The 24,943-nt window shown below is 71.5% G+C and carries 21 protein-coding genes and 1 pseudogene; 15 read left to right on the top strand and 7 right to left on the bottom strand.

Features of this window, described 5'->3' with window-relative positions:
* The first annotated feature begins 17 nt into the window (after window positions 1–17).
* From ACZ45E_RS03815 to ACZ45E_RS03780, 8 genes are all read left to right on the top strand, one after another.
* Entirely contained in the window at window positions 18–1,166 is a 1,149-nt protein-coding gene (locus tag ACZ45E_RS03815; protein ID WP_468216122.1) for a sensor histidine kinase, read from the top strand.
* A complete protein-coding gene (locus ACZ45E_RS03810) occupies window positions 1,163–1,825 on the top strand; it encodes a response regulator (RefSeq protein WP_468216119.1) in 663 nt (220 codons plus the stop codon). The genes ACZ45E_RS03815 and ACZ45E_RS03810 overlap by 4 nt, the downstream gene beginning before the upstream one ends.
* 181 nt (window positions 1,826–2,006) lie before the next feature.
* Window positions 2,007–3,314, top strand: coding sequence for an aspartate aminotransferase family protein (locus tag ACZ45E_RS03805; RefSeq protein WP_468216117.1), 1,308 nt, complete (start codon window positions 2,007–2,009; stop codon window positions 3,312–3,314).
* Window positions 3,315–3,345: 31 nt separating this feature from the next.
* Window positions 3,346–4,902, top strand: a complete 1,557-nt coding sequence (locus tag ACZ45E_RS03800) for a PucR family transcriptional regulator (RefSeq protein WP_468216114.1) — start codon at window positions 3,346–3,348, stop codon at window positions 4,900–4,902.
* A gap of 112 nt (window positions 4,903–5,014) precedes the next feature.
* The gene (locus tag ACZ45E_RS03795; RefSeq protein WP_468216111.1) at window positions 5,015–5,857 is read left to right on the top strand and encodes a nitrilase-related carbon-nitrogen hydrolase; all 843 of its coding nucleotides are present in this window, start codon (window positions 5,015–5,017) and stop codon (window positions 5,855–5,857) included.
* Window positions 5,858–5,885: 28 nt separating this feature from the next.
* The gene (hydA, locus tag ACZ45E_RS03790; RefSeq protein WP_468216109.1) at window positions 5,886–7,292 is read left to right on the top strand and encodes a dihydropyrimidinase; all 1,407 of its coding nucleotides are present in this window, start codon (window positions 5,886–5,888) and stop codon (window positions 7,290–7,292) included.
* 26 nt (window positions 7,293–7,318) lie between these two features.
* Complete coding sequence (locus tag ACZ45E_RS03785) at window positions 7,319–8,341, top strand: TIGR03842 family LLM class F420-dependent oxidoreductase (protein WP_468216107.1); 1,023 nt, start codon at window positions 7,319–7,321, stop codon at window positions 8,339–8,341.
* A 93-nt stretch (window positions 8,342–8,434) separates the two neighbouring features.
* Complete coding sequence (locus ACZ45E_RS03780; protein ID WP_468216105.1) at window positions 8,435–9,943, top strand: NCS1 family nucleobase:cation symporter-1; 1,509 nt, start codon at window positions 8,435–8,437, stop codon at window positions 9,941–9,943.
* Window positions 9,944–9,980: 37 nt separating this feature from the next.
* Here ACZ45E_RS03780 and ACZ45E_RS03775 read toward each other — a convergent pair whose 3' ends face one another.
* A complete protein-coding gene (locus tag ACZ45E_RS03775; RefSeq protein ID WP_468216104.1) occupies window positions 9,981–10,517 on the bottom strand; it encodes an ester cyclase in 537 nt (178 codons plus the stop codon).
* Between the two features lie 239 nt (window positions 10,518–10,756).
* On the opposite strand from ACZ45E_RS03775, the gene ACZ45E_RS03770 reads away from it, so the two are divergent.
* Together ACZ45E_RS03770 and ACZ45E_RS03765 are read left to right on the top strand one after the other, a co-directional pair.
* Window positions 10,757–12,247: an NCS1 family nucleobase:cation symporter-1 gene (locus ACZ45E_RS03770; RefSeq protein WP_468216102.1), complete on the top strand. Its 1,491-nt coding sequence runs from the start codon at window positions 10,757–10,759 to the stop codon at window positions 12,245–12,247.
* Window positions 12,248–12,327: 80 nt separating this feature from the next.
* Window positions 12,328–13,056 carry an aspartate/glutamate racemase family protein gene (locus ACZ45E_RS03765; RefSeq protein ID WP_468216100.1) on the top strand — a complete coding sequence of 243 codons (729 nt, stop codon included), beginning with the start codon at window positions 12,328–12,330 and terminating at the stop codon, window positions 13,054–13,056.
* A 16-nt stretch (window positions 13,057–13,072) separates the two neighbouring features.
* Here the strand turns inward: ACZ45E_RS03765 and ACZ45E_RS03760 are convergent, their stop codons facing one another.
* The 3 genes from ACZ45E_RS03760 to ACZ45E_RS03750 form a co-directional block, all read right to left on the bottom strand.
* Window positions 13,073–13,741, bottom strand: a complete 669-nt coding sequence (locus ACZ45E_RS03760) for a hypothetical protein (RefSeq protein WP_468216097.1) — start codon at window positions 13,739–13,741, stop codon at window positions 13,073–13,075.
* 102 nt (window positions 13,742–13,843) lie between these two features.
* The gene (locus ACZ45E_RS03755) at window positions 13,844–14,704 is read right to left on the bottom strand and encodes a class I SAM-dependent methyltransferase (protein ID WP_468216094.1); all 861 of its coding nucleotides are present in this window, start codon (window positions 14,702–14,704) and stop codon (window positions 13,844–13,846) included.
* The gene (locus tag ACZ45E_RS03750; protein WP_468216092.1) at window positions 14,701–15,705 is read right to left on the bottom strand and encodes a carboxymuconolactone decarboxylase family protein; all 1,005 of its coding nucleotides are present in this window, start codon (window positions 15,703–15,705) and stop codon (window positions 14,701–14,703) included. The genes ACZ45E_RS03755 and ACZ45E_RS03750 overlap by 4 nt, the downstream gene beginning before the upstream one ends.
* A 193-nt stretch (window positions 15,706–15,898) precedes the next feature.
* Between ACZ45E_RS03750 and ACZ45E_RS03745 the strand changes: the two genes are divergently transcribed.
* From ACZ45E_RS03745 to ACZ45E_RS03725, 5 genes are all read left to right on the top strand, one after another.
* Window positions 15,899–17,194, top strand: coding sequence for a sensor histidine kinase (locus tag ACZ45E_RS03745; RefSeq protein WP_468216089.1), 1,296 nt, complete (start codon window positions 15,899–15,901; stop codon window positions 17,192–17,194).
* Entirely contained in the window at window positions 17,191–17,901 is a 711-nt protein-coding gene (locus tag ACZ45E_RS03740) for a response regulator (RefSeq protein ID WP_468216087.1), read from the top strand. The genes ACZ45E_RS03745 and ACZ45E_RS03740 overlap by 4 nt, the downstream gene beginning before the upstream one ends.
* A 218-nt stretch (window positions 17,902–18,119) precedes the next feature.
* Entirely contained in the window at window positions 18,120–18,533 is a 414-nt protein-coding gene (locus ACZ45E_RS03735) for a cold-shock protein (RefSeq protein WP_468216084.1), read from the top strand.
* 353 nt (window positions 18,534–18,886) lie between these two features.
* Window positions 18,887–20,806, top strand: coding sequence for an oligopeptide/dipeptide ABC transporter ATP-binding protein (locus ACZ45E_RS03730; RefSeq protein WP_468216083.1), 1,920 nt, complete (start codon window positions 18,887–18,889; stop codon window positions 20,804–20,806).
* Entirely contained in the window at window positions 20,803–21,843 is a 1,041-nt protein-coding gene (locus ACZ45E_RS03725; RefSeq protein WP_468216080.1) for an ABC transporter ATP-binding protein, read from the top strand. Before ACZ45E_RS03730 ends, ACZ45E_RS03725 begins: the two co-directional genes overlap by 4 nt.
* Before the next feature lie 523 nt (window positions 21,844–22,366).
* Here ACZ45E_RS03725 and ACZ45E_RS03720 read toward each other — a convergent pair.
* The 3 genes and pseudogenes from ACZ45E_RS03720 to ACZ45E_RS03710 form a co-directional block, all read right to left on the bottom strand.
* Window positions 22,367–23,077: a PD-(D/E)XK nuclease family protein gene (locus ACZ45E_RS03720; RefSeq protein ID WP_468217113.1), complete on the bottom strand. Its 711-nt coding sequence runs from the start codon at window positions 23,075–23,077 to the stop codon at window positions 22,367–22,369.
* A gap of 15 nt (window positions 23,078–23,092) precedes the next feature.
* Window positions 23,093–23,778 (bottom strand): annotated as a pseudogene (locus ACZ45E_RS03715) (IS5 family transposase); the annotation flags it as partial.
* Between the two features lie 205 nt (window positions 23,779–23,983).
* Window positions 23,984–24,601: an SMI1/KNR4 family protein gene (locus tag ACZ45E_RS03710; protein WP_468216078.1), complete on the bottom strand. Its 618-nt coding sequence runs from the start codon at window positions 24,599–24,601 to the stop codon at window positions 23,984–23,986.
* Window positions 24,602–24,943 lie beyond the last annotated feature (342 nt).

The following is a 24,943-nucleotide window of genomic DNA, read 5'->3' as shown; positions in this document are numbered from 1 at the left end:
CTCATACGCTCACCTGTGTGAACGCACCTTCCAACGCCCGTGGCGTCGCCGCCTGGACCGGGCTCGCCCTCTACCCCCTGGCGGGCGCCCTGCCGCTGTTCGGTTCCTCCGCCGTGCTGCCGTCGGTGCGCGCCCTCGGGGTGGCCCTGTCGGCCGTCCTGCTGGCGGGTGTCGTACGACGGATGCCGCTGCTCGCCCTCGGCGCGGTGCTGCTCGGCACCCTGCTGGCGGTCGCCGTGCAACCCACGCACGGCCCCTTCGACGATTCGCGGCAGACGACCGTGGCCGCGTTCGTCTCGGCCGACGTGGTGCTCGGGTACCTCGTGGCCCGCCGCCCGCGCCGGCAGTGGGTCACCGGGCTCGCCGCCGCCGTCGTCGCGCAGGCCGCCGCCGTCCTCGTGTTCGTGCGCCCGGAGAACCTGATCGGCTTCGCGGTCGTCGCCGTGCTCGTACTGCTCGTCGCCTGCATGGTCGGCCAGCTCGGCCGGGAGCGGCGGCTGCACGCCGCGGCGCTGTACGAGCAGGCGGTCGCCGAGGCCGTGACCGCCGAACGGCTGCGCATCGCGCGGGAGTTGCACGACATGGTCTCGCACAGCATCGGTGTCATCGCGATCCAGTCGGGCGTCGCGGGCCGGGTCATCGAGACGCAGCCGAAGGAGGCCCGCGCCGCCCTCGCCGCCATCGAGGCGACCAGTCGCGAGACCCTGCGGGCCCTGCGCCGGACCCTGGTCGCCCTGCGCAGGGCCGAGCCCGGTGGCCCCGCCCCGCTCGCCCCCACCACCGGCCTCGCCGACCTCGGCCGGCTCGCCGAGGGCACCACCAGGGACGCGGGCGTGCACGTCGAGATCGTCCGCGAGGGCGAGCCGCGCCCGCTCCCGGCCGACATCGACCTGTCGGCGTACCGGATCGTGCAGGAGTCCCTGACCAACGTGGTCCGGCACGCGGGCACCGACACCTGCCGCGTCCTTCTCTCCTACGCGGACGACGAACTGTTCGTCGAGGTCGTCGACGCCGGGACGGGAGCGTCGGCTACCGTGCCCGGCATGGGGATCACGGGGATGGGGGAGCGGGTGAGCCTGCTGCACGGCGAGTTCAGCGCGGGACCGCGGCCCGGGGGCGGATTCAGGGTGGCCGCGCGGATACCGCTGCCGGAGGCGGCGCGATGACCGTACGGGTGCTGCTCGCCGACGACCAGCCGCTGGTCCGCTCGGGGCTCAGGGTGCTCATCGCGGACACGGACGACCTGGAGGTCGTCGGCGAGGCGGGCGACGGCGCGCAGGCCGTCGAGCTGGCCCTGCGACTGCGGCCCGACGTGGTCGTGATGGACATCCGGATGCCCGGCACGGACGGCATCGAGGCGACCCGGCAGATCATGGCCGCCGGCACCGGCAGCCGCGTCCTGGTGCTCACCACCTTCGACGAGGACGAGTACGTGTACGGGGCGCTGCGGGCCGGGGCGGGCGGGTTCGCCGTCAAGGACATGCGGCTGGAGGAGATCCTCGCGGCGGTCCGGGTGGTCGCCGCAGGTGACGCCCTCATCGCGCCGGGCGTCACCCGCCGCCTCATCGCCGACTTCGTCGCGCGGCCCGGGCCCGCCCCGGCCAGGGCGCCGCGCTCCGCCGAGGCCATCACGCCGCGCGAGCGCGAGGTGCTGACGCTCGTCGGGCTCGGCCGCTCGAACCAGGAGATCGCCGAGGAACTGGTCATCAGCGTGGCCACCGCCAAATCCCACGTCGCCCGCCTCTTCACCAAGCTCGACGCCCGGGACCGCGTCCAACTCGTCATCCTCGCCTACGAGTTGGGTCTCGTCTCGACGTCCTCCTGAGCGCGCCCCGGCCCGCCCGGCGCGCGCGGCGCACGAGACGGGTGGGTCACCCGCACGAGTGTGAAACAGAATCGGCCCAGCGGGTTGCCGACGATGGTCTTGGCAAGCCTTCCGCGCGGGCTTACCTTCATCCCTCTACGACCTGCTCTACGGGCGTAGAGGATCAGGTGAAGGAGCGGCCATGGCCCCGAAAGTCTTGATCACATCCGACCTGTACACCCGCCACCGCGCGACCCTGCCGGACTGGCTGGCCCTGTACTACGCCGACCCGATCGAACTCACCCACGGCGAGGGCCGCCACGTCTGGGACGCCGACGGGAACAAGTACCTCGACTTCTTCGGCGGCATCCTCACCACGATGACGGCGCACGCACTGCCCGAGGTCACCAAGGCGGTCAGCGAACAGGCCGGCCGGATCATCCACTCCTCGACGCTCTACCTGAACCGCCCGATGGTCGAACTCGCCGAGCGTGTCGCCCAGTTGTCGGGCATCCCGGACGCCCGGGTCTTCTTCACCACGTCCGGCACCGAGGCCAACGACGCGGCGCTGCTGCTCGCCACGGCGTACCGCCGCTCGAACCAGGTCCTGGCGATGCGCAACAGCTACCACGGCCGCTCCTTCTCCACGGTCGGCATCACCGGCAACCGTGGTTGGTCACCGACGAGCCTGTCCCCGCTGCGGACGCTCTACGTGCACGGCGGCGTCCGGAGCCGGGGCCCCTACGCCCACCTGTCCGACGCCGCGTTCATCGACGCCTGCGTCGCGGACCTGCGGGACATGCTCGGCCAGACGCGCGGCGACGTGGCCGCGCTCATCGCCGAACCGGTCCAGGGCGTCGGCGGGTTCACCGCGCCGCCGGACGGCCTCTACGCACGCTTCCGCGAAGTCCTCCAGGAGCACGGCATCCTGTGGATCACGGACGAGGTGCAGACCGGCTGGGGCCGCACCGGGGACCACTTCTGGGGCTGGCAGGCGCACGCGCGGTCCGGGCCGCCGGACATCCTGACCTTCGCCAAGGGCATCGGCAACGGCATGTCGATCGGCGGTGTCGTCGCGCGGGCCGAGGTCATGAACTGTCTCGACGCCAACTCGATCTCGACGTTCGGCGGTTCCCCCATCACCATGGCCGCCGGCCTCGCCAACCTCTCCTACCTGCTGGAACACGATCTCCCTGGCAACGCGCGCCGGGTCGGCGGCCTCCTCATCGAACGGCTGCGGGCGATCGCCGCGCACACCCCCGGCGTACGCGAGGTCCGCGGCCGGGGCCTGATGATCGGCGTGGAACTGGCCCGGCCCGGCACCGACGAAGCGGCGCCGGACGCCGCCACCGCGGTCCTGGAGGCATGCCGCGCGGACGGCCTCCTCATCGGCAAGGGCGGCGGCCACGACACGAGCGTGCTGCGGATCGCGCCACCCCTGTCGCTGACGGTGGCGGAGGCGGAGGAAGGCGCGGTCGTCCTGGAGCGGGCGCTGCGGGAGCACGCGTAGGGGCGCGGGCTCCCCTCAGGAGAGGACGGTCATGACCATCGCGCTCCCCCTCGACCACGCCCTGTCCATCCGTCAGATCCTGGCCCTGGACCGCATCGCGGCGGGCGAGCCCGAGGTGGTCGCGGCGGCCGACCACCTCGACAACCCCGTCCGCTGGGTCCACGTCGCGGAGGCGGCGGACGTCGGCGTCATGCTCAGCGGCGGCGAGATGATCCTCACCACCGGGGTGCTGCTCGCCGGTGACGTCCCCGGCCAGGCCGCGTACATCGAGTCCCTGCACCGGGCCGAGGCGGCGGCCCTCGTACTCGGCCTGGGGCGCGCCTTCCCGGCGCCGCCGGAGGAGATGCGGCGCGCCGCCGAGCGGTACGGGCTGCCGATGGTCGTGCTCCACCGCCCCTTCCCCTTCGCCGAGTTGACCGAGGAGGTGCAGTCCCGGCTCGTCCGCAGGAAGTTCGCCGCCGTCAGCCTCTCCGAAGGCATCCGCACCGCGCTCACCGCACTCATCACCGCCGGGGCCCCGCTGCGGAACCTGCTCGACGAGATCGCCGCGCACAGCGCCTGCCCGGTCGTCGTCACCAACCTCGCGCACCGGGTCCTCGCCACCGGAGGGGAGCGGCCCGCGGTCGACGACGTCCTGCGCGACTGGGACCGGATCGCCCGGCAGCCGGGGGAGATCGACGGCGAGGGCTGGATCAGGGCGGACCTCGACGGACGCGGCGAGCGCTGGGGCTCCGTCGTGCTGTGCGGATACCGCGGCGACGCCGCGTCGGGGCGGCTGCTCGCCGACCGCGCCGCCGAGGCGCTCGTACTGCACCGCATGCTCGCCGGTTCCGCCGCGAGCTGGGAGGAGCAGTCCGCCCAGTGCCTCCTCTCCGACCTGGTGTCCGGCGTCGTCCCCGCCCGGCAACTGCTGCCCCGGGCCAGGGCCGCGGGCCTCCCGGTGAACCGCCGCACCTTCGTCCCGCTCGTCGTCCGCTCCGTCGAACCCGGGCCGATCGACCGCGTCCTGCGCCTGCTGGGACTGCCCGCCCTGGTCGCCGAGCTCGCCGAGGGCGCCACCGCCGTGCTCCTCAGCCTCGCCCGGGACCAGGACGCCGACTCGCTCACCGCCCGCTTCGCGTCCCGGCTGCCCGCCGAGACGGGGGCTCCGGCCGTCGTCGCGGCGGGGCCCGCCCGCCCCGGCTGGGAGGACGTGCCCGAGGGGCTGCGGGAGGCGTTGCACGTCGCCGAGGCCGTCGCCGGAGCGCCGCCCGGCCTGCCGTCCGTGGTCCGCATCGGCGACGTACGGCTGCGCGGTCTGGTGCGGCTGCTGCGCGACGACCCGCGCGTGCAGTCCTTCGCGGAGCGGGAGCTGGCCGGGCTGCTGCACGCCGCCGACGCCGACGGGTTGCTTCCGGTGTTGCGCAGCTACCTCGCCACCGGGCGCAACAAGTCCCGCACCGCTCACCTCCACCACATGAGCCGGCCCGCCCTCTACCGCCGCCTGGAGACGATCGAGGCACTGCTCGGTGTGGCCCTCGACGACTTCGAACAGGCCGCGTCCCTGCACATCGCGCTCCTCGCGCACGACGCTCAGCGAGGAGCGTGACACGGTGCAACGCCCTCCGGCGAGGGACGTGACACGGTGCGACTCGGCGGGCGGCGGCCGGGGTTCCTATCGTCGGGGACACACCGTGCACCCCCCTCAGCCGGAGGTCCCGATGAGCCCCGTGATCCGCGCCGCGATCTTCCAGACCGCATGGACCGGTGAGAAGGAATCCATGATCAAGGTGCACGAACAGGCCGTTCGTGACGCCGCCGCCCAGGGCGCCCAAGTCCTCTGCTTCCAGGAGCTGTTCTACGGCCCGTACTTCTGCCAGGTCCAGGACCCCAAGTTCTACGAGTACGCCGAGGCGATCCCGGACGGCCCGATCGTGCGCCGCTTCCAGGACCTCGCCCGCGAGCACGGCATCGTCCTCGTCCTGCCGATGTACGAGGAGGAGCAGCCGGGCGTCCTCTACAACACGGCCGCCGTGATCGACGCCGACGGCAGGTACCTCGGCAAGTACCGCAAGACCCACATCCCCCAGGTGAAGGGGTTCTGGGAGAAGTTCTACTTCCGGCCGGGCAACTCCGGCTGGCCCGTCTTCGACACCGCCGTCGGGAAGATCGGGGTCTACATCTGCTACGACCGGCACTTCCCGGAGGGCTGGCGCGCGCTCGGCCTCGAAGGCGCGCAGATCGTCTTCAACCCCTCCGCCACCAGCCGGGGCCTCTCGCGCTACCTCTGGCAGCTGGAACAGCCGGCCGCCGCGGTCGCCAACGAGTACTTCGTGGGCGCCATCAACCGTGTCGGCGTGGAGAGTTACGGGGACAACGACTTCTACGGGACGTCGTACTTCGTCGACCCCGAGGGCCGGTTCGTGGGCGAGGTCGCCGACGACAAGGCGCCCGAACTCGTCGTCCGCGACCTCGACATCGCCAAGCTGCGCGAGGTCCGCGACCGCTGGCAGTTCTACCGTGACCGCGCCCCGCAGGCGTACGAGCCGCTGACCCGCCCGTAGTCCCCCGCGTATGCACCTGGAGGAGCACATGAGCGCCGTCCGTACCGTCGTCCGCGGCGGTCTCGTCGTCACCGCGGCCGACGAGATGCACGCCGACGTCCTCGTCGAGGGCGGGCGCGTCGTGGCCCTCGCGGCCAGTGACAGCGACACCGCCGCGTCCTGGACGGACGCGCGCACCATCGACGCGAGCGGGAAGTACGTCATCCCGGGCGGCGTCGACGCGCACACCCACATGGAGATGCCGTTCGGCGGCACGTTCGCCGCCGACACCTTCGAGACCGGCACCCGCGCGGCGGCCTGGGGCGGCACGACGACGATCGTCGACTTCGCCATCCAGAGCGTCGGGCGCACGCTGCGCGAGGGGCTCGACGCCTGGCACGCCAAGGCCGACGGGAAGTGCGCGATCGACTACGGCTTCCACATGATCGTCTCCGATGTGCACGACGAGACGCTCAAGGAGATGGACCTGCTGGTCGGCGAGGGGGTGACCTCGTTCAAGCAGTTCATGGCCTACCCGGGCGTCTTCTACTCCGACGACGGACAGATCCTGCGCGCCATGCAGCGGGCCGCCGAGAACGGCGGCCTCATCATGATGCACGCTGAGAACGGCATCGCCATCGACGTCCTGGTGCAGCAGGCACTCGCTCGCGGCGAGACCGACCCCCGCTACCACGGGGAGGTCAGGAAGGCGCTGCTCGAAGCGGAGGCGACCCACCGCGCGATCAAGCTGGCGCAGGTCGCGGGGGCGCCCCTGTACGTCGTGCACGTCTCCGCGCAGGAGGCGGTCGCCGAGCTGGCCCGCGCCCGCGACGAGGGCCTGCCGGTCTTCGGCGAGACGTGCCCGCAGTACCTGTTCCTGTCCACGGACAACCTCGCCGAGCCGGGCTTCGAGGGCGCGAAGTACGTGTGCAGCACGCCGCTCAGGCCCAGGGACCACCAGGCCGCCCTCTGGCGCGGCCTGCGCACCGACGACCTTCAGGTCGTCTCCACGGACCACTGCCCGTTCTGCTTCACGGGCCAGAAGGAGCTGGGGCGCGGCGACTTCTCGAAGATCCCCAACGGCATGCCGGGCGTGGAGAACCGGATGGACCTCCTCCACCAGGCCGTCGTCGAGGGACACCTCACGCGGCGCCGCTGGATCGAGATCGCCTGCGCGACGCCGGCCCGGATGTTCGGCCTGTACCCGAAGAAGGGCACCATCGCGCCGGGCGCGGACGCCGACCTCGTCATCTACGACCCGCACGCCGAACAGACCGTCAGCGCCGAGACCCACCACATGAACGTCGACTACTCGGCGTACGAGGGCAAGCGGCTGACCGGGCGGGTGGAGACGGTCCTGTCGCGCGGCGAACTCGTCGTCACCGGGCGGGAGTTCACCGGACGCGCCGGGCACGGCGCGTACACACCGCGCGGCACGTGTCAGTACCTGAACTGAAGCCGTACGAGAGTGAGGGGCCCATCATGGATTTCGGACTCGTCCTGCAGACCGACCCGCCGGCCTCCGGGGTCGTGGAGCTGATGAAGCGGGCGGAGGGGGCCGGGTTCACGCACGGCTGGACGTTCGACTCGTGCGTGCTGTGGCAGGAGCCGTTCGTCATCTACAGCCGCGTCCTCGCCGAGACGCGGCGGCTGGTCGTCGGCCCGATGGTGACCAACCCGGGGACGCGGACGTGGGAGGTCACGGCGTCCACCTTCGCCACGCTCAACGACATGTACGGCAACCGCACCGTGTGCGGCATAGGGCGCGGCGACTCGGCCATGCGGGTCGCCGGACGCAAGCCGAACACCCTCGCCCGGATCAGCGAGGCGATCAAGGTGATCCGGGCGCTCGGCCGGGGCGACGAGGCGGACCTCGGCGGCGGCGCGGTGGTCCGGTTCCCGTGGGTGCAGGGCGGCGCCGAACTCCCCGTCTGGATGGCCGCGTACGGGCCCAAGGCCCTGAGGATGACCGGGGAGGAGGCCGACGGCTTCATTCTCCAGCTGGCCGATCCGTTCCTGACGGAGTGGATGGTGAAGGCGGTGCGGGACGCGGCGGTGGCGGCGGGCCGCGACCCGGCCGACGTGAAGATCTGCGTGGCGGCGCCCGCGTACGTGACCGAGGACGACTCCCCGGCGGCGCTCGCCCACGCCCGCGAGGAGTGCCGCTGGTTCGGCGGCATGGTCGGCAACCACGTCGCGGACCTGGTCTCCAAGTACGGCGCGCACTCCGGCATGGTTCCGGACGAGCTGACGGAGTACATCAAGGCGCGCGAGGGGTACGACTACGCGCATCACGGCCGCGCGGGGAACCCCGACACGGCGTTCGTGCCGGACGAGATCGTGGACCGCTTCTGCCTCGTCGGCCCGGCGTCGGCACACATCGAGAAGCTGCGCGTCCTGCGCGAGCTGGGCGTCGACCAGTTCGCGGTGTACGCCATGCACGACGCGAAGGAGACGGTGATCGACAGGTACGGCCAGGACGTGATCCCGGCCCTCGGCTCATAACCGCCGTCCCGCAACGCCCGTACCAGCAACGGCAGTTCATGGCACCCGCACGGTCGCCCCCGTTTCCCGTCCTCCCCGCAGAACGGACTGCCCATGACCGACACCGCCCCGCCACCCGCGTCCGCGGCCGACCTGGCGGCCGACGACTTCCCGGCGCACAGCCGCTACGCCAACGAGGATCTGCGCCCCGTCCCGCTCGCCGAACGCCGCTGGACCACGTACAACTTCGTGGCCCTGTGGATCGGCATGGCCCACTGCATCCCGTCCTGGACACTGGCCTCGGGCCTGGTCGCGCTCGGCATGGACTGGAAGCAGGCCGTCCTGACCATCGCCCTGGCCAATGTGATCGTGCTGCTGCCGATGCTGCTCACGGGGCACGCGGGCCCGAAGTACGGCATACCCTTCCCCGTCCTGGCCCGCGCCTCGTTCGGGGTCCGCGGGGCCAACCTGCCCGCGATGGTGCGCGCGGCGGTGGCCTGCTGCTGGTTCGGCATCCAGACGTGGATCGGCGGCCAGGGCATCTTCGTCCTCCTGGACAAGGTCTTCGGGGGCTGGGCCGACGCCGGGCGGATCGGCGGCTACCCGTGGACGCTGTGGCTGTGCTTCGTCGTGTTCTGGGTGCTCGAACTCGCCATCATCTACCGCGGGATGGACACCCTGCGCCGGTTCGAGAACTGGGCGGCGCCGTTCGTCCTCGTCGGCGCGGTGGTGCTGCTCATCTGGATCGCGAACAAGGCGGGCGGCTTCGGTCCGCTGCTGCACGAGCCGTCCAAGGTCGGCTGGGGCGCGGACTTCTGGAAGGTCTTCTTCCCCGGCCTGATGGGCATGATCGGGTTCTGGTCGACCCTCTCGCTGAACATCCCGGACTTCACGCGGTTCGGCAAGGGGCAGCGGGCGCAGGTGCTCGGGCAGGCACTCGGACTGCCGACGACGATGACACTGTTCGCCCTCATGTCGGTGCTGGTGACGGCCGGTTCCGAGAAGGTCTACGGGGTGGCGATCTGGGACCCGGTCGCGCTGGCCGCCAAGACGGACAGCGTCTTCGGGCTGCTGTTCGCGCTGATCACGGTGTTCGTGGCGACGATCTCGGTGAACATCGCGGCGAACGTGGTCTCCCCGGCGTACGACCTCGCGAACCTCGCCCCGAAGCTCATCACCTTCCGTACCGGCGCGGTCATCACGGGTGTCGTGGGTGTGCTGGTCATGCCGTGGAAGCTGACGTCGACACCCGAGCTGTACATCTTCACGTGGCTCGGTGTGGTGGGCGGCCTGCTCGGCACGGTGGCGGGCATCCTCATCGCCGACTACTGGATCGTCCGCCGGACGGTGCTGCATCTGACGGACCTGTATGTGTCCGGGGGCCGGTACTGGTACTCCGGCGGCTGGAACTGGCGGGCGGTCGCCGCCTTCGTCATCGGGGGCCTGCTCGCGGTGGGCGGTTCCTACTCGACGCTGGACGCGCGGGGGGACAAGGCGGGGCCGTTCCCGACGGACGGAATCATCCCGTTCCTCAAGCCGCTCGCGGACTACGGGTGGGCCGTGGGGCTCGGCGCGTCGCTCTGCGCCTACCTGGTACTGATGGCGGGCAGGCGCCGCGTGTGACCGGGCGGGGCCGGGCGCGGCCCCGCCCCGCCGTCGCTCACACCGGGCCGGCCGGGACCGCGCCGAGCTGGCGCAGCTGGGTCAGGACGTCGACGACGCCCCAGATCTCGGCGACCCGGCCGGCCACGAAGCGGAAGACGAACATCTCGCCGTAGCGGACGGACTTTCCGGTGGGCGGCATGCCCCGGAAGTCGCCCAGATGGGTCCCGGTGACCGTGTTCCTGATGACGAGCTTGTCGTCCTCGGCGATCATGTCCTCGACCGTCACACGGAGGTCGGGAAATGCCTGGAGAAGCACGGTATAGACCTGCTTGAGCGCCTGGACCCCCGTAGTGCCCATCGGCACGGGGGCGTGGAACCGCAGGTCGTCCGTGACGATGTCGTCGATGGCCTTCGCGACGGTGTCCACGTGGCCGGTGTTCGCCGCGTCGTGCAGGCGGCCGAACGCCGCCTTGTTGACCTGCACCCTGTTGACCTGCGCCTTTGCGGTCGCTGCCTGGTCGGATGCCGTCGGTGACGCGGACTCTGGCGCCGTACGTGGGGCGGGCTGCGGTGCGGGCTGTGGTGCGGACATGCGGCTCCTCGTCGGGTCGGCCGGCCGCCGTGGCCGGTGGCTGTATCTCCTACGACGAGGCGGCCCGCCGGTCTGTGACATCGGTGGCGCCCGAGGGGCGCGATCCATTGACGGATGCCCTGCGCACGCCGTATTGGTATACCAAAGACGTCGGAGCGCAGCGTCGCTCCCGCGGAGGCGTGTACTCAAATGCCCCTTTTCGCGGGTGAGTTGGGTGCATCGGGAAAGAGGAGCGCGTCATGGTCGCCGTGCACGAACAGACCTCCACAGCCGCGGCCGCGGGGCCGGCCGGAACGAGCCCCGGTCTCTACAGTCCGGACCTCGCCCCCACCCGCAGAGAAGGGCGACGCTGGGGCGCGTACAACGTGTTCACGCTATGGGGCAACGACGTGCACAGCCTCGGCAACTACGCCTTCGCCATGGGGCTGTTCGCACTCGGCATGAGCGTCTGGCAGATCCTCATCGCCTTCGCGATCGCCTCCGCGCTGCTGTTCGGGTTGCTCACGCTCTCCGGCTACATGGGCCACAAGACGGGCGTCCCGTTCCCCGTGATGAGCCGGATCTCCTTCGGCATCCGGGGCGCACAACTGCCCGCGGCGATCCGCGGCGCCGTCGCCATCGCCTGGTTCGGCATCCAGACCTACCTCGCGGCGTCCGTGCTCCGCGCGGTCGTCAAGAAGCTCGCGCCGGGCGCCGCCTCCCTCGACCACAACTCGGTCCTGGGCCTCTCAACGCTCGGCTGGATCACCTTCGTCACCCTGTGGGTGGTCCAGGTCGTGATCGTCAGCTACGGCATGGAGCTGATCCGCAAGTACATGGCGTTCGCCGCGCCCGCGATCCTCCTCACCATGTGCGGCCTTGCCGCCTGGATCCTCACCAGGACCGACCTGTCCGTCGCCGTCTCCACCGGCAACGCGCCGACCGGCCTGGACGCCTGGCGGCAGATCTTCGAGAGCGCTGCTCTCTGGGTCGTCATCTACGGCACGTTCGTACTGAACTTCTGCGACTTCACGCGCTCCGCCAAGAGCCGCCGCGCCATCGTGGTCGGCAACCTCGTCGGCATCCCGCTCAACATGCTCTTCTTCGCCGGGATCGTCGTCGTGCTCTCCGGCGGACAGTTCAAGCTCGACGGGCACGTCGTCACCGGCCCCGAGGACATCGTCGCCACCGTCCCCAGCACGCCGCTGATGGTGCTCGCCTCGCTCGCCTTCATCACGCTGACCATCGCCGTGAACCTCCTCGCCAACTTCGTCGCCCCCATCTACGCCCTGGTCAACCTGTTCCCCCGCAAGCTCGACTTCCGCCGCGCCGGCCTGGTCAGCGCCGTCATCGGCCTCGTCATCCTGCCGTGGAACCTCTACAACAGCCCGACCGTCGTCAACTACTTCCTCGGCGGGCTCGGGGCCCTGCTCGGCCCGGCCTTCGGGGTCGTCATGGCCGACTACTGGCTGGTGCGCAGGGCCCGCGTCAACGTCCCCGCCCTCTACACCGACGCCGCCGACGGCGACTACCACTACCGGTCCGGGTTCCACCTGCGGGCCGTCGGCGCCTTCGGGCCAGCCGCCGCCGTGGCCGTCGTCGTCGCCCTCGTGCCCGCCTTCACGTCGGTCTCCGGCTTCTCCTGGTTCATCGGCGCGGGCCTCGCGGCCCTGCTCTACGTGGTGTTCGCCGACCGCAGCCGGACGCCGCGCGACGTGGACGGCGAGACGATCGCCGTCGACGCCGCCTGAGCCGTACCCCCCCGCGACACCCCTGCCCGCGACCGTGGTCGAACATCGCGGCGCCGCACAGAAAGCAGCACCTCACCGCCATGCGCATACTCGTCTGCAACGTCAACACCACCGGGACGATGACCGAGGCCATCGGCGCCCAGGCCCGCGCCGTCGCCGCGCCCGGCACCGAGATCGTGGCGCTCACCCCGGCGTTCGGCGCCGAGTCCGTCGAGGGCAACTACGAGAGCTACCTCGCGGCGATCGCCGTGATGGAGACGGTGCGCGCCTACCCGGAACCGTTCGACGCCGTCATCCAGGCCGGGTACGGCGAGCACGGGCGCGAGGGACTTCAGGAACTCCTCGACGTCCCGGTCGTCGACATCACCGAGGCGGCCGCCTCCACCGCCCAGTACCTCGGGCACCGCTACTCCGTCGTCACCACGCTCGACCGGGCCGTGCCCCTCATCGAGGACCGGCTCAAACTGGCCGGACTCACCGACCGGTGCGCCTCCGTACGGGCCAGTGGCATGGCCGTCCTCGACCTCGAACGGGACCCGGACGCCGCGGTCGAGGCCATCGTCGAGGAGGCCGCGCGCGCCGTCCGGGACGACCGGGCCGAAGTGATCTGCCTGGGCTGTGGCGGCATGGCCGAACTGACCGAGCGGGTCAAGGAGCGCACCGGGGTCCCGGTCGTCGACGGCGTCGCGGCCGCCGTGACCGTCGCCGAGTCGCTCGTACGGCTCGGCCTCACGACGTCCAAGGTGCGTACGTACGCGCCGCCGCGGGAGAAGAAGATCCGCAACTGGCCGCCGTTCATCGGCGGTTGACGGCGGTCCGGCCGGGCTATCCCGCAGTCCGGCCCGACGAGCGGAGCGCGGTGACGGCGTCCCGCGCCGCCCGTGCCGCACCCTGGCCCACGGTGGCGGCGGACGGCGCGCCCTTGGACTCGAAGTCGCTGCCGTTGTAGGTGACGGTCACCAGCGTGTTGGCCACGCGGACCGTCACCACCGCCTCGCGCGTCTGCTGCTTGTCCTTGGTGGCGAGGTGCGTGGCCAGCCGCGCCTCGTCACCGATGTCCTGCGCCGCGCCGTCCGCGTCGCGCCCCGCGGCGAAAGCCCGCTTCGCGAGCGCGTCGGAGTCCTTGACCTCGAAGGAGACGTCGAGCCAGCGGTAGTCGTACCCCTTGAGCGCGCTCCAGGAGCAGCCGCGGCGCACCGATTCGTCGGTCGCCGCGAGCTCCTTGCCCGCCGTCTTCGCGCCCGGTACGAGCGAGGTGACCGCCGGGGTCGTGACGGCGGTGCAGGGCGCGGGCGGTTTCGCGTACGTCTTCGCCGCCACGCTCTCGCTGGGTCCGTGGGAGGCCGAGGCCGACGGCCGCGGCGACGCGTCCTTGTGCTCCTCGTCGGTGGAGTCGGACATCGGCCCCGTGGACCAGGCCCAGCCCGCGCAGGCGAGCACGGCGACCGGCAGCAGGCGGGCGGCCAGGGTGACCGGGAGAGGGAGAGAACGCACGGCGTACGTCCCTTGCGTCAGGGGGGTGCGGGACGCCAGTCTCACATGAGTTGCTGTGCGGCGATACCGCCACTTCTGTCACCTCCGCATCACACACCGGCATCACCCGCCGGCGTCGTCCCGGCGTACGGCGGTGACCAGCCACACCCCGGCGCGCGTCCGCACGCCGCTCGTGGTCGCGTACGGGCGGAGCGAGTCCTCCAGGGCCGCGCGCGTGCGGGCGGGCACGCGCCGGTCCGGGGCACGGGAGAGCAGGAAGTCGACGGCGTCGGCGGGGGAGTCGCCCCAGCGGGTGTGCACGTCCACCGGGTCCACGGCGATCCGGCGGAAGGTGCGGTGCAGCGCGGCGTGGATCCGGTACGGCTCGGACAGGGAGTTCATCGCGGCGCCCGCCACGCGTGCGTCGGGATCCGGCCGCAGGGGCGGCGCGTCCTCGGCGTCTTCGGCAAGGCGCCGGGCGAACCGGGCGAGTGCCGTGCTCTCCTCCGCCTCCGGGCCCGGGCGGCGCGGGCAGACGAGGACGAGCCGCCCGCCCCCGCGCAGAGCGCGCGCCACGTTCGCGAACGCCGCCACGTGGTCCTCGAAGAACATCACGCCGCCGCGGCTGAGCGCGATGTCGTACCCGCCCCGCGCGAACGGATGCGTCTGCGCGTCCCCGACCTCGTACGCCGCGCCCGGCACCCCTTCCTCGGCGGTCCGGGCGCGGGCCCGCGCGATCAGCGGCAGCGAGATGTCGACGCCGAGCGCGCCACCCGGAGCGGCGAGCAGCGCCGCCCTGCGGGTCGTGGCCCCTGCGCCGCAGCCGATGTCGAGGACCCGGTCGCCGGGCGCGATGGCGGCGGCCGCGAACAGCGCCTCGTCGGCCTCGCCGAGCAGCGCGTCGAAGCGCTGGTGGTGGGCGGCCCAGTGGTGGCCGAGCGGACCGTTCCAGGCCTGCTGCTGGCGGAGGTTGGTGGTGATCACGGTATCTCCAGGGGTTGCGATACGGGCAGCGCAGACTCGATCCGGTCGACGGCGGCGAACGCCCCGTACGCGATCAGATGGACCAGGCAGTGGTCGGTGAACGGCGGCACGCGCCACGCCGCCACGTCCGCGTCGGTGATCCGGTACGGCGCGAGCGCGGCGAGCAGGGCCAGACGCGCCCCCGGCCGGTCGGCGCGGTCCGGCAGCTCCGGCCACCCGGGCACCGGATGCGAGCCGTCCCACCGCGCGATCGTCGTCTGTACGAGGCCGAGGTCGGCGTCGTCGAGGAGGCCGGCGCCGGTCGTGGCGGCGGTGCGCAGGGCGTCGTAGGCGGGCCCGACGGAGGTACCGGCCGCCCAGGCGGGGCCGGGGCCGGTGGAGTCGAGGAGGGCGAGCGAGGTGCCGGGCCGGTGCGGGGCGCGGACGACGCGGGAGACGCTCCGGCCGGCGAGCGAGCGGACCGCCCTCAGGCGCTGGGCGCCCGCCGGCAGCAGGCTCTCGGTGCAGAGCGCGGAGACGATCCGGTTGATGAAGTGGAAGGTCAGCGCGGTACCGAAGTGCGAGGCGAGGTCGGCGCGGGCGAACGGCGGCGGCGCCAGCGCCGGGGAACCGGGCACGCGGGTGGCGCGGCCCCACTCCAGGAGCCGGGCCGCCCGCTCGTCGCGCGGGGGCTCCCCGCGGGCCACCGCCTCGCCGAGGGCGTGGTCACCGGTCGCGTGCAGCAGCACGGCGTGCGCGTCGACGCAGAACGGGCAGCGGTTCGCGAGGGAGGCACCGGCCGCGACCAGCTCGCGGTCGGTACGTGAACCACTGCCCGCGATCAGCGACTCGCGCAGCAACGCCCAGGTGGGGGCGAGGAGTTCGGGCGCGGAGGCGAGAACGACGAGCGTCTGGGGGTGGGTGATGCCGAAGTCGGCCGCGCTCTGTGCGTAGACGGCGGCGGCGGTGCCGGTGGCCGACTTGGGCGACGGCGGTCGCGTGTAGCGGTACGGGCCGGGCATGCGGACTCCTCCGGGCGGGGTTCGGCAGGGCGGCGGTGTGGTGCCGCGGACCCGTTCAGGTTCGCCCTGCGCCCCGGCCCCGGGCGTCGTACGGCGGAGCCCACCTCGGTCTACTCCCGGGGGAGTAGCCGCCGCGCCGCAGCAGTCCTCACGGCGGACGCCGATGTCAGTGGCGGCGCCTAACCTTCCAGACATGACGGGGGACTTGGGCACGACAGCGGGCGGGGGAGCGGTGGCCGGCGGGACAGGCGGCGCGCCGCCCCCGCCCGACCGGCGCGCGTACCTGGCCGACGCGCTGCTCGCGGTGGTGGCCGGCGCTGTCGTGGTGCTCACAGCGGCGCTCGGCGACGACGGCGCGTCGCCGCTCGACTACGTGCTGATGACGGCGTCCGCGGCGGCCCTGGCGGGCTACCGCAAGGCACCCAGAGCGGTCCTGCTCACCACGACAGCCCTGGTGGCGGCCTACGTTGTGCACGCGCACCCCGGGCCGTGGGCGGCGCTGCCGGTGTGCGTCGCGGTGCACACGGCGGCCCGCGTGGGACACCGCGGCCTGGCCGCCGCCACAGCCGGCGCCTTCCTCGCCCTGTACATCACGCGGGACGCGCTCGCCGCGGACGGCGCGGCCACCCGGGGCATGCTGCTCGCGGGCTGGTTCCTGTGCGCGGTCGTCTCGGGGCTGGCCGACAAGAACTGGCAGGCGTATCTGCACCAGACGGAGCAGCGGGCCCTGGAGGCCGAGCGCACCCGGGAGGAGGCGGCGCTGCGCCGTGCGGGCGAGGAACGGCTGCGGATCGCGCGGGAGTTGCACGACTCGCTCACCCACAGCATCTCCATCGTCAAGCTCCAGGCCGGGGTCGCCGTCCACCTCGCGCGCAAGCGCGGCGAGGAGATACCGGCCGCGCTGCTCGCGATCCAGGAGGCGAGCGGCGAGGCGATGCGCGAACTCCGTTCGACGCTGGACGTGTTGCGCACGGACGAGCCCACCGGCAGCCCCGCGCTGCTGGTCGAGCGGGCCCGTTCGGCGGGGATCTCCGTCGCCCTCACCGTCGCAGGCGGCGAGCGCCCGCTGCCGGAGCCACTGGACCGGGCGGCGTACCGGATCGTGCAGGAGGCCCTGACGAACGTGGCACGGCACGCGGGCCCCGCGGCACGGACGGAGGTCCGACTGGTCTACGGGCAGGCCGAGTTGACGGTTCAGGTGACGGACACGGGTGCGGCGTCCCCGGACCGGCCGGTCGCCGAGGGTACGGGTCTGACCGGCATGCGGGAGCGGGTCGGCGCCCTGGGCGGCTCCCTGTCCGCGGGGCCGCTGGAAGGCGGCGGCTTCGAGGTGCGGGCGCGGCTGCCGCTCGGCGGGGTGCCGGACGCGGGAGCGCGGGCCGGAGCGGGCGGCACGAGCGGCGCCGAGATCCTTGCCGCTCGTCCCGCACGCGGTGCGCGCGGCACCCGGCAAGCGCCCCAGGGTGCCGTCCCCGGGGCTGCGCCGTGACCCCCGTGAACCCCGCGGCCCCCCTCGTCCGTGTGGCGCTCGTCGACGACCAGGCGCTGATGCGCGCCGGGTTCCGCGCGCTGCTCGACGCCGAGGACGGGATCGAGGTCGTGGGGGAGGCCGCGGGCGGCGACGAGGGGGTCGCCCTCGTCCGGGAGCACGTACCGGACGTGGTCCTCATGGACGTGCAGATGCCCGGCACCAGCGGTATCGAGGCGACCCGGCGCATCGCCGCCGACCCCGCCCTGGCCGGCGTGCGCGTCGTCATGCTCACCAACTACGGCCTGGACGAGTACGTCTTCGAGGCGTTGCGCGCGGGCGCGTCCGGGTTCCTGCTCAAGGACAGCGAACCGGAGGACCTGCTCACCGGCATCGCGGTCGTCGCGCGCGGTGACGCCCTGCTGTCGCCGTCCCTCACACGCCGCCTCATCGGCGCGTTCGTGGCCCGGCCCCCGGACCGTGCGACGGCGCCGGGCCTGGAGTGCCTCACCCCGCGCGAGCGCGAGGTCACCGCGCTGGCCGCGCGCGGCCTCACCAACGAGGAGATCGCCGCGCACATGGTGATCAGCCCCTTCACCGCCAAGACCCACATCAGCCGTGCCATGACCAAGCTCGGCGCCCGCGACCGGGCCCAACTGGTCGTGTTCGCCTACGAGTCGGGCCTTGTCGCCGCCCGCGCTCCGGACGCCGCGCGAGAGGCCACGTAGGATCACGCCCCCGACTCCGGTATGCGGATCACCGCGGGCGACGCCGACGCCGCCGTGGGGCTGCGCCGAGTCACCCCACGATCGTGTCCGAGCCCGCGCTCGGCCTCGGCAGCACCGGACGACTCGGCACCACCGCCTGGCGCACGGCGTGCGGGACAGGCTCTAGGATCCGCACAAGGTGCCGAGGACGCGGACGTCGGGTCCGCCGTGGTGGATGGATGGGGGTCGGTGTGGTCGCCGGTCGTGTGGTGCGCTTCGACGGAGCGCGTGGTTACGGGTTCATCGCGCCGGACGACGGTGGTGAGGACGTCTTCCTGCATGTGAACGACCTGCTCATCCCGGAGTCGTACCTGCGCACCGGGCTGAAGGTCGAGTTCGACATCGAGGAGGGCGAGCGCGGCCCCAAGGCGTCGTCCGTGCGGCTCGCCGAGGGCACCGCCCCGCCGACGTCCGCCCGGATCGCGGCCGACGGCGACGACGTGATGTGCGACGTGCTCCGGGTCGACGAGTTCACCAACGAGGTCACCGAGCTGCTGCTGCGTGCCGCGCCCTCCCTGACCGGCGAGCAGATCCTGGCGGTCCGCCGCGAGCTGGTGCAGAGCGGCCGCAAGCACGGCTGGGTGGACAGCTGACCGTTCTGCGCGGCACCTGAACGATCCCCGGGGCCCGGGCCGAGTCGCTGTAGGCGGCGTACTCGGCCCGGGCTCTCGTGCGCCATCCGTGCGCTATCCGTGTGCTCTCCGGACGGCACCGCTCCGGTACGGGACCGGCATCGCTCCGGCGCCGGTTCGATCTGCCCCGCACATCCCCCTATGTCGCGCTCAGTTATTCAATCTTCATCGAATCCCGTCCGGCATCCGGACGACCCCCTTGTCCTGCGGACTGTATGCGAAATACGTTCTGCGGTATTCCTTGATCGCCCACAGGTGGTCTGCCGCTCCATACAGGCACCTGCGGAACCACTCCCTGGCGGAGGTATGCCCTCGTGCGCCGAACAGCGGTTGTCCTCGCGGCAGTTGCCCTGGTGATGTCCACAACGGCGGGCTGCGGCTCCCTGCAGTCCTCGGCCACCGAGGTCGGCGGCGAGCGGATGACCGACGACCGTCCCGTCCGCGACGGCGGCACCCTCACCGTCGCCCTCAACGCGGACCCCGACAAGCTCGACCCGACCCTCGCCCAGACCCTCGTCGGCCGCACCGTCTTCGCCGGGATGTGCGAGAAGCTCTACGACGTCGACGCCGAGGGCAAGGTCGTGCCCCAGCTCGCCACCGCTTTGCCGAAGGTGTCCGACGACGGCCGCACCGTCTCCTTCGACGTCCGCGAGGACGCGCGGTTCAGCGACGGCACCCGGCTCGACGCCGCCGCCGTCGTCACCTCCCTGCTCCGCCACCGCGACCTCCCGGGCTCGGCCCGCGCCACCGAACTCGCCCCGCTCAAGGGCGCCGAGGCCACCGGCCGGTACCGCGTGCGGCTCACCCTCAAACAGGCGTACGTCCCGCTGACCGCGGTGCTCGCCGACCGCGCCGGCATGGTGATGTCCCCGACGGCGCTCAAGAAGTACGGCAAGGACTTCACCAACCACCCGTCCTGCGTCGGCCCGTTCAAGTTCGCCGAACGCGTCGGCGGCGACCGCGTCGTCCTCACCAAGGACGCCCGCTACTACGACGCCGACTCGGTCCACCTCGACAAGGTGATCTACAAGCCGATCCCGGACGGCAGCGTCCGCCTCGCCAATCTGCGCTCCGGCGACCTCCAGGTCGGCGACCAGATGGCCCCGGTCGACGTGAAGAGCGCCCTCACCGACACCAAGCTCCAGCTGTTCAACTCGCCCTCGCTCGGCTACCAGGGCATCGGCGTCAACGTCGGCAACGTCAAGGGCCTCGGTGAGAAGAGCCACCCGATGAGTCCTGAACCCGTGCTGCGCGTGCGCGACCTGTCGGTGTCCTTCCGCTCCGACACCCGCACCGTCCACGCCGTCGACCACCTCTCCTACGACCTGCACGCCGGTGAGGTCCTCGCCGTGGTGGGCGAGTCCGGCTGCGGCAAGTCCGTCACCTCCATGGCCGTCATGGGGCTGCTGCCGCCCACCGCGCACATCACCGGCTCCGTCCGGCTCGGCGGACAGGAGCTGGCGGGCGCCGACGACAAGGCGTACGGCAAGATCCGCGGCAAGGACATCGCGATGATCTTCCAGGAGCCGATGACCTCCCTGAACCCGGTGCTCACCATCGGCCGGCAGATCGGTGAGGTGCTCCGCCGCCACCAGGGGCTGAGCAAGAAGGACGCACGCGCGCGTGCCGCCGAACTCCTCGACCTCGTCGGCATCCCGGCACCCGCCCAGCGCGTCGACGAGTACCCGCACCAGCTCTCCGGCGGCATGCGCCAGCGCGTCATGATCGCCATAGCGGTCGCCTGCGACCCCTCCGCGCTCATCGCCGACGAGCCCACCACCGCCCTCGACGTGACCGTCCAGGCCGGCATCCTCGAAGTCCTCCAGTCGCTGCGCGAACGCCTCGGCACCGCCATCGTGCTCATCACGCACGACCTCGGTGTCGTCGCCGACATCGCCGACCGGGTCCTCGTCATGTACGCGGGTCGCCCCGTCGAACAGGCCCCCGTCGACGAGCTGTTCGCGACACCCCGCCACCCGTACACGCGCGGACTGCTCTCCGCCGTGCTCCGCCCCGGCCAGGCCAAGGAGCGGCTGCCGGAGATCCCCGGGCTCGTGCCGAGCCTCGACGAACAGCCCGACGCCTGCACGTTCGCGCCGCGCTGCGCCCGCGCCGACGCCACCTGCACCGCGAGCCGCCCCGGCTTCAAGGCCGTCGACCCGAACGCCGGGGCCGATGCCACGCACCGCGCCGCCTGCTGGCACCCGCACACCCTCCAGGAGACCGCGTCGTGAGCGCTGTGAAGAGCACCTCGGTACTTGAACTCGTCGACCTGGAGCGGCACTTCGCCGGGGCGGGCGGCACCGTGCGCGCCGCCGACGGCGTCACCCTGACCGTCGGCCGGGGCGAGGTCGTCGGCCTCGTCGGCGAGTCCGGCAGCGGCAAGTCCACCGTCGGGCGCTGCGCCGTCCGCCTCGACGAACCCACCGGCGGCACCGTCCGCGTCAACGGCACCGACGTGACGACCATGTCGCGGCGCGCCCTGCGCCCGCTGCGCAGACACTTCCACCTGGTCTTCCAGGACCCGTCCTCCTCGCTCGACCCGCGCATGACGGTCGGCCGGATCATCGCCGAGCCGCTGCGGCTGCACGGCATCGTCCGCGGCAAAGAAGCCGCCCACGCGCGCGTCGCCGAACTTCTCGCGCAAGTAGGGCTGCGTCCCGAGCACGCGGACCGGCATCCGCACGAGCTCTCCGGCGGCCAGCGGCAGCGCATCTCCATCGCCCGCGCGCTCTCCGTGGACCCCGACCTCCTCGTCGCCGACGAGCCGACGTCCGCACTCGACGTCTCCGTGCAGGCATCCGTCCTGAACCTGCTCGCCGACCTCCAGCGCGACCGCGGCTTCGGCTGCCTGTTCATCACGCACGACCTGGCGGCCGTCGAGTACCTGGCGGACCGGATCGCCGTGATGTACCTGGGCCAGATCGTCGAACAGGCCCCCACCAAGCAGCTGTTCGCCGCTCCCAAGCACCCCTACACGCAGGCCCTGCTGTCGGCCGCGCCCGTCCCCGACCCCGTGACGCAGCGCACCCGCGAACGCATCGTCCTCAGCGGCGAGCTGCCGAGCCCGCTGGCGCCGCCGCCCGGCTGCCGCTTCCACACGCGCTGCCCGCTCGCCGTCGACCGCTGCCGCACGGACGTGCCCGCGCTGCGCACCCTGGAAGGCGGCCGCGAGGTCTCCTGCCACCTCGTCGCCGACGACGGCACCGCCCCCGACGCCGCCGCGGCGACCTCTCGTACGATGCCGCACTCTCCCACCGCCACCCGCTAGGAGCTCTCTTGTTCACCACCCGGCCGACCCTCCAGGGCACCTTCGGCATGAAGTCGTCTACCGCAGGCAGCTGACCAGGGCTTTTGAATCACTCAGGCGGTCTGACCTGCACCGATGTGTCTTTCTGCATCTTTCACGCTCGTGTGGCCCTGTGTAACCGATTCTCCCCGGACGCTCCCCAGGGGGCTCAATTCTCCCCAGATTCTCCCCAGCGGGCTCGCTCAGTAGCGGCTCGTCATCGGAGGTCAGGGGGCGGTCCACGCGGTCACTCCATGTGCGGGTGCGCCTCGATGTTGGCACCCGGCCAACGCTCCTCCGGCGTGGGCGGAGTAGGCATCTCGACCCGCACATCTCCGCCGGGGAAGAGGTCGCCTACACGGTGGACAAGTGATCACCTCCAGAACGCCTCTCCCTGTTCGGGTTCCAGACGCCCTCGCAGGTCGTGTCGGAGGTGTGCAGGTTGGGCCGTGGTGCTGGTATCGCACAACACCGCGGCCCAACGGGCCGATGTAGTCGAGAAGTGCTAGTGAGCGTTGGGCCGGTCCCGGCAGATGGCGGCGAAGTCGCAGGCTGCGCAGGAGCTGCACCACGAGGTCTTGCGGGGCATGTCGTTGTGACGGAGTTGGTCTCCGGCCTTGGCGACCTTGCCGGCGATCTCCTTCAGCAGGGTGTCGTTGACCTCCTCGCGGCTACTGCGGCTACCCTCGTCGAGGTTCAGGACCTCGACGAGGTCGGCGCGCTTGGCGCTCAGCTCCTCGTACCCCGCAACGTAGATGTGTAGATGATCGCGGGTGACAGTGTCAGCCTGGGCGCGCTCCTTGGACTTGAAGTCCACGATGGACTGCTCACCGGTGTCGATCCGGCGGATCAGGTCGATGCGTCCGCTGACCGTCACCCCCGGCGTGAGGTGCACCTCCACCGGTTGCTCGGAGTGCTCGGTGAGGGCCAGTCGAGAGCCGTTCTCGCGGAGGTAGCGGTGGACGGAGCGGATGGCCGCGTTGCGCAGCTGTTCCTTGAGTGGCTCCGGTGCGAACGGAGCGTGCAGGTGTCGGTCGACCAGCGCCTCCACCTCCCTCGTGTCGACGATGCTGAGGACAGTGCATTTGAACGTTTCCGGCACCTGGGACTGCAGCATGCTCAAGGCGTAGCCGTGCATGGTGCCAACGAAAAGCTCGGCCAATCCACGGACATCTCCCAGTTCCTCTCGGACGCGAGAGACGATGCGCTGCTTCAACTCTCCGGCCGCCCGGTCGGTGAACGTGAAGGCGACAATATGCCGCGGCTCCACGCCACGGATGCCACGCCGACGGAGGTGTCCACGGATCGCGCGGGAAGAGTAGGCGCGATCCGCAAGCACGACCGCAGGACGGGTTCTTGGCCTACCGAGTCCTCTTCGCGGGACCCGGATTCCGGCCATGACCGCCTCGAAGGCTGGCGCATCACCGGCCTGGCCTGCAGTGACGTGGATAGACAGAGGCCGCGCCCGTTTGTCGCTGGCCAAGTGGACCTTCGTGCTCAAGCCGCCGCGGGAACGTCCGAGCGCGTGGTCCTCAGGCTCGGACCGGCCGGGCGCCCCCTTTTCCTGGCTCCGGCCGAATGCTGGTGAGCCCGGCAGACGGTGGAGTCCACCGAGACCGTCCAGCCCACGTCGTCATCGGCATCCGCCACTGCAAGTACCGCCGCGAGGACCCGTTCCCATGTGCCGTCCACGGCCCACCTGATCAGGCGCTTGTGCGCGGTCTGAAAGGGCCCCAGCTCTTCTGGCAGATCGCCCCAGGGTGAGCAGGTGCGGTACTTCCACGCGATAGCTTCCAGGATCCGGCGGTGGTTGGTGGCCCATCATCGTCCACGGACCGGATCGGCCGGCATCAGCGGATCGATCAGCTGCCAGCGGTCGTCGGACAGGTCGCTGGGATACCCGGTGTGCGGGGTCATGTTTTGGATGTACCGCGCGGCGAGCGGCCTGGCCAGTGGGTAAAGGATGCGCGGACGGGTCGAGTTGGGAGGAGGCAGGAGGCACCGGGACGAAACAGTCCTCTGCCGCACGTCACCGCCTGCTCGCTCGCTGCACCCACCTGCCCCAATGAGGCTAGGTCGCCAAATCGCAATCTATCGCCGCGAAACAACACCAAACGCTCGGTTAGGTCTCGTCTGCCTCCTGCCACTCCAGGAAGCCGTCATTGTCTGTGCAGGGGTACCACTGGCCCCACATATCAAAGCGGGCGGCTCGCAGAGCGTTGCCGGTTGCTTGCATGAGATGAGTCAGCGTCAGGAATGCCGGGTTGTCATCGAAGGATCCGCCGGAGTCGACGTCGAACATGCCGATCTTGCCAAGGGTCTCATCCTCGACCTGGCTGATGAACAAGAGGTTGCCGCTCTCGTCATAACAGACAGGAATCCACTTCGGGTTCCAGACCAGATGTTCACCCGGCAAGGGGTTGGGGAACTGATGGGGGCGTTCCTGGTGCTGTTCTCTCAGCTGCCGTGTGCGGCGTTCATCGGCTGCCACCATCTGCCGGTACTCGTGCTCGATCTGCCGAGCGGTGGCGAATCGGTAGAAAATGGGCAGGATCAGCTCTCCTGACCCATCATGTCGCAGGAGCGACTCTCGAAGCCCGTCCGGGCAAGGCATGCCCAACTGTCGCTCGATGGCGGCCAGGTCATCGTGGCTGGCTGGCTCGGGAAGTGACGCGTATGTTGCGGGAGCCTGACTCCGTAGCCACTCCTCGATCCCGTACCAGGCGTCATTGATCGTCATGGCAGCATCGTCGCGCGGCTTGCTCTAGCACCGCAAGAGAGGCGCTGTAGTGGCGCCACCCCGCTCATGGGCATCCTCGCGTTTGCGTGGTGCTCCGCCGCCGTGGGTGCGTGACTTTCCCTCTTGCATGGCGCCACGCACCCACCTCTCACCTCATGCGCAGGGCGGGCCGGCCTTCATTGAGAAGGTTCCGGCAATGGGGGGCGAGTTGGGGCGGCATGCAAAGGTCGTCGCTCTACTGGGGCTACTAGGTCGTTTCTGATGGCTCTTGGACGGTGTCGCGGAGCCAGATGGCGATCGCTGCGACGGTGAGGGTGCCGTTGAAGATGTAGTCGCGTTTGT

This window comes from Streptomyces sp. NPDC030991, assembly GCF_055571235.1.
Note: the sequence above shows the minus strand (reverse complement) of the source record. Positions and strands in the feature narration are given on the sequence as shown.